7 protein-coding genes are annotated in these 8810 nt (G+C 56.9%); 3 read left to right on the top strand and 4 right to left on the bottom strand.

The genetic code is table 11. The features are described from left to right. On the bottom strand, window positions 1–595 hold a 595-nt coding region (locus VGK48_03190), incomplete at its 3' end, for an outer membrane beta-barrel protein (GenBank protein HEY2380166.1). A gap of 34 nt (window positions 596–629) precedes the next feature. Here VGK48_03190 and VGK48_03195 point away from each other — a divergent pair. Next, on the top strand, window positions 630–2297 hold the full coding sequence (locus VGK48_03195) for a tetratricopeptide repeat protein (GenBank protein ID HEY2380167.1): 1668 nt from the start codon (window positions 630–632) through the stop codon (window positions 2295–2297). A gap of 96 nt (window positions 2298–2393) precedes the next feature. On the opposite strand, the gene VGK48_03200 is transcribed toward VGK48_03195, so the two are convergent. From VGK48_03200 to VGK48_03210, 3 genes are read right to left on the bottom strand one after another with little or no spacing between them, the layout of a single operon-like run. Beyond that, entirely contained in the window at window positions 2394–3314 is a 921-nt protein-coding gene (locus VGK48_03200) for a hypothetical protein (protein HEY2380168.1), read from the bottom strand. Between the two features lie 50 nt (window positions 3315–3364). Further along, window positions 3365–5287 carry a sigma 54-interacting transcriptional regulator gene (locus VGK48_03205; protein ID HEY2380169.1) on the bottom strand — a complete coding sequence of 641 codons (1923 nt, stop codon included), beginning with the start codon at window positions 5285–5287 and terminating at the stop codon, window positions 3365–3367. Window positions 5288–5317: 30 nt separating this feature from the next. Next, a complete protein-coding gene (locus tag VGK48_03210) occupies window positions 5318–6367 on the bottom strand; it encodes a DUF3810 family protein (GenBank protein HEY2380170.1) in 1050 nt (349 codons plus the stop codon). A gap of 134 nt (window positions 6368–6501) precedes the next feature. Between VGK48_03210 and VGK48_03215 the strand changes: the two genes are divergently transcribed. Together VGK48_03215 and VGK48_03220 are read left to right on the top strand one after the other, a co-directional pair. Beyond that, window positions 6502–7404, top strand: a complete 903-nt coding sequence (locus VGK48_03215) for a M23 family metallopeptidase (protein ID HEY2380171.1) — start codon at window positions 6502–6504, stop codon at window positions 7402–7404. Between the two features lie 157 nt (window positions 7405–7561). Next, on the top strand, window positions 7562–8810 hold a 1249-nt coding region (locus tag VGK48_03220), incomplete at its 3' end, for a DEAD/DEAH box helicase (GenBank protein ID HEY2380172.1).

The raw sequence follows: 8810 nt of genomic DNA on the forward strand, positions 1-8810 counted from the left end.
GACCTACTTCCAGCAAATTCAAGGTCTGACTCTGGCTCTTCACGGTCGCAATAATGGACTGGTTCCCGGCATTCAGCGCAGCGGGAAGATTGAACGAGGCGCTTGGAATCGCGTAGCCGCGAATGTCGAATCGTACCCCGACCGGCCCGGCAGGAAAAATTTTCAGACCGCCGCCGTAGTTCAGAGCGAATTTCGTCCCGATTTTGGAAAGATCCGGCTGCCCTGCGGAATTCGAGCCCCAGGTAATGATCGTTCCCAGACCCGCGACGGCATATGGCCGTATCCTCGGCAAAGGAGCCTGCAACATGAAATCACTGTTATAAATGAATGCTTTGGCACCGCCGCCCAGAAAATCAGACGCGTACGCGAAGGTATGCTCGCCGCCGAAAATCTTGCCGTGGCTGAAGCGGGCGCCGAACACGCCGAAGTTTGACGGATTGAAGTTGCCGGTAGTAGTAGCCGTGGATTGCGCGGACTGTAACGTCAGCTTTCCCTCGTGTTGGACAGCGCCGAATATCGTTACATCCTCGTCGGCAAACGCTGAAACCGCGACAAGGAAGAACGTCAACAAGAGAAAAGATCGGAAGTTTTTCATACCGCGAAATTATAATCCAACGCTTTAGGTGCGAATGAAGGCTATTTCCGCGGTACTGCTGGTTTTCACAATCTCGACGGCCGCCATTGCTCAAATCGAAGAGGCTCGCCAGGCCATGGACCGGGGCGAGAACGTCCGCGCGATCAACATCCTGTCGGACGCTCTGGCAAGCAAACCCACGCCGGACATCTATCTGGAACTCGCCAACGCCTATGGCCGCACAAAGGATTACCAGCGCGCCGAGGATACGCTGCGGGAAGGCAGCAAGCGCTATCCCCACGACGCCCGTTTCCACAATCAACTGGCGGACCTTTTTCTGGATAACAACGACAGCGAAGCCGCGAAATCGGAGCTTCATAGCGCCCTGTCGGTCGATCCCAATAACAACTATGCTTCAGATCTTCTCGCGACGATCGACATGTCGGAAGGAGAAGTCCAGTCGGCGTTACGCTCCTGGAACAAGGGCGGCCGCCCGCTGATCAACGACATTCTCCACAATTACTACCTGAGGTTCGGTTCGTGGGTGGTGCGGGATGCGGTTGCGTTTCACCCGAGCGGCGTGCTCTCGTACTCGGAATGGAAAACGACGGAATCGCGTCTGTTCGAAACCGAAAACTTTACGAACGCCGGACTCGAGATCGAACCGACTCAGGTTCCGGACCAATACAATGCCGTCGTCCGCACCACCACCAAATCCAATTCCCTTTCAAACATCGCATTCGACCTTCTGAAAGGCGCGCCGATCGAAACCTCGTATTTCGATCTCTGGAATATCGGGAACAGCGGTTTGAACTTCAACAGCGATTACCGCTGGGAAACCGGCCGCAGGCGCGCCGATGCTCAATTCAAGATGCCGATCCCCGTTCCGGGCCTGCTTTATCTCGAAGCCGGCGATACCTGGAGATTCGAGCGCTGGGATTTAACAACCATTCAACCGCAAAACAAGGCGCAAGCCCTCTTCGACTACAAGTCCATCGGGCCTCGCATTCACATCACAGCAATTCCTCAGTATCGCCTGGAGCTGGGAGCCGGATTTGAATACCGGAACCGGAATGCGAAAGGCACTCTGCCGCAGCTGTTCACCGGCGAACGCAAGATGGGGATGCTGACGGCCGATGCGAGCCTGCGTCTCATCGATAGACGCTATGAGAACCGGCTCCATCTGGAAGGCTTTGCGTCGCGCCGCTCCATTATCGGCGATACGCAGTTCTCCGGCGGCACCGCCCAACTCGACAACCGCCTCACCTTGTCGAAAGATACGCGCACGTATCTGGACTGGACGGTAAAGGGCGGCACTTCACGCGGAAACCTGCCGGTCGAGCAGTACTTCATGCTGGGGCTGGATATCTACAGCGAGAATCCGCTGCGCGCCCACAGGATCCAGGATCATGGCCACTATGGAACGGGACCGATGGGAACCGACTTCGTATTGGTGAATAACGATATCGAGCGCCGTCTCGCGACCATCCCTTTCTTCAACACATTCGATATCCCCTACGTCACCGTGAAATGGCAGGCGTTCTTCGATGGCGCCAAAACCTGGGACCGGAATCATATTTTCGATGAAGGCAGACTGCTGCTCGATGTGGGCGGGGGCGTCCGCTTCGAGACTCCGACTCACGCCCTGAACCTGATCTACGGCAGATCCCTTCGCGACGGGCAGAATCTTTTCTTTGCGTATTATGAGAGACGGCTTTGGTGAGTTAAGACTATTTCAGGTTGTATCAATGGAGGTTTCTGCATTTCAAATATAGAAATGCAGAAACCTCCATTGATACAACCTGAAATGAGTCTTTTCTTACCGCCGAAGATCCAACCGATCACTGGCGAGAACGTTACCGTTCGCATCCTTGAACGTGAATACATAGAGATGCCCAGGATTCATCCAGGGCGCCGCTTCGACTCCGGATTGCCCTGAAGCGAACAGTTTCGGTTCCTGATTGTCCATTTGAACGTAGACGAACCCGCTTTCCGAACCCTGCCACGAAACCTTGTTATCCCGGCCAATGCTTAAAGTTCCTCGTCCGCTGCTGTAAGCGCCTGGTTTCTGCCGGAACGCCTGCTGTGTTTCGTGACCCTGATGGTAGTGGATGCCGTTGCGCAGATAGCCGTTGTCGGCGACGCCGGCTCTTAACGGTTCTGCAAGCCGGAAGGTCAGCAGGGATTCCGCGGGAACATCCACATCTCTGCCGCGCGTCAGGACCTGGGTTCCGGCTCCCCCGGCAGCTCCGGCGCCCGCGCCGATGGCTGCGCCTTTGCCGCCTCCGGCAATAGCGCCGATGATCGCGCCGAGGACCGCGCCGCCGCCCACATATTCACCAGTTGTTTTGTTTGTTCCGAGGCCGCCGTTCTCAGCTCCAACGACGTTGCCGTTGGTGTCCACGCCGTAACGGTCGCCGTCGATCATCACGGAATCCAGATCCACTACAAAGTCATTGTTCGCCAGTTCTCTCACCATCAGTTCAACCGGCGAACCTCTCGGGATCACGATGTCGCCCCGCCTGTCCCGGACGTCCTCCGCCACAGCGCCGCTGAAAACCCGGCCATCGCTGCCGTTTGCCCGGATCCGCTCGTTGGTGCGGACCGCAATGTCGGTACCGGCGTCGACTTTCCCGATGCCTTGCCCCGGGTAGATTTTATGAGCGCTTGCCGCACCTGCGAACGACAATGCCCATAGAGTCACCCCTGCCATAATGGCAACCCATTTGCTGGTTCTCATTGTTATCCCTCCCCTGATAAGGAAGACTGCAATCGGTATTCCGTGGAAGGCTAAGGGCGCAGATTCTTGCGGAGGTCCATGTTACGGACCAATCGGTGCAGATAATTGGGATGGAGGTCGAGCAGCTTCGCCGCTTCGGTAAAGCTGCCGCCGGCCTGCTCGAGCGCGCTGAGGATCAGCTGACGCTTCACGCCGTTCACAGCCTCATGGTAGTGCTGGATGCCGGCTTTTACGGCTTCGGACGGCGGTGCTGTTTCGACTAAGGCTTCCGGCAAATCCTCAGGCCGGATGTAGTCGGACGATCCCAGGACGACGGCCCGCTCCAGCGCATTCGCGAGTTCACGCACATTGCCCGGCCAGTCATATTTATTCAAAAGCGCCTGCGCTTCCCGGGATATGCCGGCAATAGTCCGGTTGGCGTCCGACGAATACTTCTGAACGAAGTAGGATGCGAGTAATGGAATATCTTCACGGCGCTCCCGAAGCGGAGGCAATATTAACGAGACGACATTCAGGCGATAGTAGAGATCGGCGCGGAATTGCCCGGCTTTGATCGCGTCTTCGAGTTCCCGGTTCGTCGCGGCGATCAGGCGAATATCGACTTTGATGGGCCGGGTGCCGCCGACGCGCTCAAACTCCCGTTCCTGGAGAACGCGCAATAGCTTCGCCTGCAGCTGCGGCGCCAGCTCTCCGACTTCATCGAGAAACAGGGTGCCGCCATCGGCGATCTCGATCTTCCCTTTCTTCTGCTGCACGGCGCCCGTGAACGCGCCGCGTTCGTGTCCGAAGAGTTCGCTTTCCAGCAGGCTCTCGGTCAGCGCGGCGCAATTGATGGCAACGATCGCCCGGCCGCTGCGTTTGCTGTTGCGATGGATGGCACGGGCGACCAACTCCTTTCCGGTGCCGCTTTCTCCGCGGATCAGAACCGTGGAGTCCGACGTCGTGACGCGGTTCACGAACTGATAGACATCACGCATCCGTGCGCTCTCGCCGATCATGTCATGCTGAATGTTGATCTCTTCGATCAGTCTGCGGTTCTCATCTTCAAGCCGTTCGACGTACCGCGCGTGCTCCAGCGCGACGGCAGCAATGGATGCGATTGCGGTGAGCATGTGTAAATGATGTTCGTCGATCGCCACGCCTGGATGCGTCGTGTCGGCGTAGATCACTCCCAACTTCGATCCGAACACGATCACCGGCACGCAGAGCAACGACCGGATCTGGGAAGCCACCAGGCTTTCCGCCGGCTGGATCTGCTGATCCGTCAGAATGTCGTTGGCGATGAGCGCGATTCCTTCGCGGAACACGCGCCGGACCACCGTCCGGCTGACCCGGAAAGGTTCAGCGATATCGGATTCCCGCTCCCGGTAGGTTCCGGAAACGAATTGGTCCGAATTGTCCAGCGCGAGCAGGAACGCCCCCCGCTCCACCGGTATCACCTCGAAAATCATCTCGAGAACCCGGGCCTGCAATTCGCCGGCTTTCCGGATCGCGTTAATTGCCGTGCTGATCCGAAGAACAGCGGCAAGATCCCGCGCAAACCTGGAGTCGGGAGGCAAGGGGTCCGCGACGTGATCCGGCTGCAGAAACATCGAATCTTCCGGACCGGCCGTCATCATGATCGAGGTTTTGAAAACCTCGTCGATAGAATCGATGAAGGGAACGCCGGGAATGGCGCCGGTCTCGTACTCCAGGAAGATGAATTGCGAGCTGCCGACCCTGATGCGATCGCCGTTCTCGAGAACTCTCTCGCCGGCCGGTACGCCATTCAAGAACGTTCCATTGAGGCTTTCGAGATCGGCGATATGGATCTTCCCCTCTATGTTGCGCAGGACGCAATGTTTCCGCGAGACCAGGGGATCGTTGATGGCAATGCGATTCGACGGCTCTCTCCCGATGATCGTTTCGGCGTCGACCAGCGGGATGATCGTTCCCTTCAACGGGCCAATAATCGCAATGAGCCGCGGTTCCATGAGGGGTTTAATGCTAGCCGATTTCCTTTCTCAGCGAAAATGTTCCCAGAACGGCTCGGTACCCGCAGCGACAATCACGACGCGAGAGTAACTCCGCACACCCTGCCCGACGTTGTTTGCTTTAAGAAACCAGTCGAGCAGAGACCGCTGGAAATCGTTGATCCAGGCAATCTCTTCCCCGCGCGCCCGCTCGACGATTCTCTGAATGTCGTTCCGCGGACCGGGATCGAGCAGTTTGTCGAGTTCCCTGGTCCGCAAATACAACCATAGATTGAGCCATCCGCTGTACTCAAATGCCGGATCATTCGACATCATGGTGGCAAATACGGCGATCACATTCGCGTCACCTTCGTCGGGGTAGCCTCGAACGTGCGCCAGTTCGTGAGAAATGACGAAGGGCTTCTCGACATCCAGCAGCGTATTGCTGATGACGGGTTCGTGGGCAAGCGGGTTGAAGACGCCGTCGATTCCCGCAGCGTGCATCCAGGGATCGGCCAGGCGCGAAATTTTGATCCGATGGGCCGCTTCCCAGTCTGAACCGTCGATCACATCGACGACCCGCCGCACCCGGGCGGCCGCTTCGGAGCGGACGCGGCCTTCATCGTAGGATTCTTTCTCTTTCTCCGGGTATAGGCGGTTCAGTTCGGCTGCCGCATGCCGGGCAAACTGATCGATGGCCGGCGGAGTGGTCCTCGCCGAGTCGACTTGAAGTTTCGAAGCGAGCTGCGGACGGTGGTAATTCAAGCCCCATGACCAGAAAAAGGCCAGATAGGCCACCGCAACGATGTTCACCAGCCAGGTCCAACGCCGCTTCCAGACGAGTCCGACCAAAAGGACCAGCGCAATGACGATCGTCGGATCCAGCCATGCGAATGAAACCGCATCCGCGAAGCGGCCGGCGAAATGGGAAAGATGTGGAAAAACACCTCGGGCGTACCAGCGTTCGACTAGCCCCGAGGGGTAGGCTCCAACCCAGGAAAATATGAAAGTCAGTATGGCGAGAAGCGGAAAAACCCAGACAAGCCGCCCGCCACGCCAAACCGTAAAATTGTGCAAAATTCCTGTTTTGCGCTTGACCATCAGATCGGCCGTTTGTTACGATGCCCACCTAGTTTCAGTGTATTTATTGCCATTAAGTCCTTCTTATTCAAATAATTAACGAGTTCAATAGGACTTTGGCCCTCTCGGAAAACTCAGCTACGGGAGTAAAACGAATGGGCAAGAGATTTTATACCTTTATCATTGTGCCGAACGCCAGCTCGCGGCTCCATAAGCTGAGGCTGCCGGTTCGGGCTCTATATCTTCTAGGTGTCATAGGCATTCTTTCATTTTTTGTAACCATTGGCCTCGGTTTCAACTACGCGAAGATGGCTTTCAAGGCCGCCGACTACGATAAGCTCCAAGCCGAAAACACAAACCTTCGAGTTCAGAAGAAAAACCTCGAAGTCGCCACCCGCAAGCTCGGCGAAAAAATCACCAACCTCGAAACCATTTCCGAAAAAATCCAGAACCTGATCGAAAACGACTCCATGACGAACCGCGGCAAGCTGAACGGCGCCGCTCCGGCGGAAGGCGGTTCGCGAGTGGACTACCCGACGGCCCAATTGCTGGGCGCCATGAGCACCAAGAACGGGATCGAGCTTCTCAAGGGGCAGACGTCGGAACTGGAAGAGCATTTTTCGATGCTTCAGGAAGTCGCGCAACAGCGGGCGGGCCGCTGGAGGATCACACCGAACATCTGGCCGGTGAAGGGCCCGATCACCAGCCACTTTGGAAGCCGCTCGGATCCATTTAACGGCGAGGCCGAAACCCACCTCGGCGTGGATATTTCCGCCCTCTATGCCGCTCAAGTTCACGCCCCGGCGGACGGCCGCGTGATCTATGCGCAAAGAATGGCGGCTTACGGAAATCTGGTCATCATCGATCACGGCAACGGGCTGACGACGCGGTACGGCCACCTCTCGCGCTTTATTGCCAAAGTGGGGCAGAAAGTGAAAAAGAACGACGTCATTGCCCTCGTCGGCACGACAGGCCGAACCACCGCGCCGCATTTGCACTACGAAGTCCGCCTCAACGACCGGCCGAAGAACCCGCGAGACTATCTGCCGAAGGGTTAGAATTCTATTAGAAATTGCATCATTCGAGGTTTCTGCATTTCAAAATGAAGAAATGGAAAAAACCTCGACTGATGCAATTTCCAATAAAATGAAATTCCAATAATCCCCATTCGTACCACCACTTGAGGTTGCTCTATAGTTTCCGTTAAACTCTTCTATGCTCGATGCGTTGTACAACAAGGTCTTCGGCTCCCACAGTGAGCGCGAAGTCAAAAAAATTCAGCCCATAGTTCAGCAGATCAACGCCTTAGAGCCGCAGATCTCTGCTCTCAGCAACGAACAACTCCAAACCAGGACAGCCGACTTCAAGCAGCGCGCCGCAAACGAAGAGCCGTTGAACGACATCCTTCCTGAAGCTTTCGCCGTCGTCCGCGAGAGCGGCAAGCGCATTCTGAACATGCGCCACTTCGACGTGCAGCTGATCGGAGGAGTGGTTCTTCATCAGGGCCGGATTGCGGAAATGAAAACGGGTGAAGGTAAAACGCTGGTTGCCACGCTGCCCGCATATCTCAATGCGATCGAGGGCAAAGGCGTCCACGTTGTCACCGTGAACGACTATCTGGCACGCCGCGACTCCGAATGGATGGGACGGCTCTACAAGTTCCTTGGTCTGAGCGTCGGTGTCATTCAGCACGGTCTGGACGACGACGAACGCCGGCAGTCCTACGGTTCGGACATCACCTACGGAACCAACAACGAATTCGGCTTCGACTACCTGCGCGACAACATGAAGTTCGACGTCTCGCAATGCACCCAGCGCGGACACAACTACGGCATCGTCGACGAAGTCGACTCGATCCTCATCGATGAAGCGCGAACGCCGCTGATCATTTCGGGGCCGAGCGACGAGTCCACCGACAAGTACTATCGCATCGACAAGATCGTTCCGAAACTTCGCCGCGACATCGATTATCAGGTCGACGAGAAACACCGCACCGTCACGCTGACGGACGAAGGCAACGGCCGGACCTCGAGCCTGCTGGGTGTCCCGGATCTGTTCGACGAGTATTCTCCGGAAAACGTCGAGCTCATCCATCACATCAACCAGGCGCTGCGGGCCCACGCGCTCTTCCACCGCGACGTCGACTACATGGTGAAGGACGGCGAAGTCATCATCGTCGACGAGTTCACCGGCCGGCTGATGCCGGGACGGCGATGGAGCGACGGCCTGCACCAGGCCGTCGAGGCGAAGGAGAAGGTCAAGATCGAGCGCGAGAACCAGACGCTCGCGACGGTCACGTTCCAGAACTACTTCCGCAAGTACAAGAAGCTCTCCGGCATGACCGGGACCGCCGACACGGAAGCCGAGGAGTTCGCCAAAATTTACAGCCTCGACGTCATCGTGATTCCGCCCAACCGCCCGCTCGGCAGGATCGAGAATCCGGATCTCGTGTATCGGACGGAGC

The organism is Terriglobia bacterium, from assembly GCA_036496425.1.
Classification (GTDB): Bacteria; Acidobacteriota; Terriglobia; order 20CM-2-55-15; family 20CM-2-55-15; genus 20CM-2-55-15.

What these genes read in the sequence shown, in the direction of transcription:
- VGK48_03195 (HEY2380167.1), top strand. Translation starts at nt 630, where the DNA reads ATGAAGGCTATTTCCGCGGTACTGCTGGTTTTCACAATCTCGACGGCC.
- VGK48_03200 (HEY2380168.1), bottom strand. Translation starts at nt 3,314, where the DNA reads ATGAGAACCAGCAAATGGGTTGCCATTATGGCAGGGGTGACTCTATGG.
- VGK48_03210 (HEY2380170.1), bottom strand. Translation starts at nt 6,367, where the DNA reads ATGGTCAAGCGCAAAACAGGAATTTTGCACAATTTTACGGTTTGGCGT.
- VGK48_03205 (HEY2380169.1), bottom strand. Translation starts at nt 5,287, where the DNA reads ATGGAACCGCGGCTCATTGCGATTATTGGCCCGTTGAAGGGAACGATC.
- VGK48_03215 (HEY2380171.1), top strand. Translation starts at nt 6,502, where the DNA reads ATGGGCAAGAGATTTTATACCTTTATCATTGTGCCGAACGCCAGCTCG.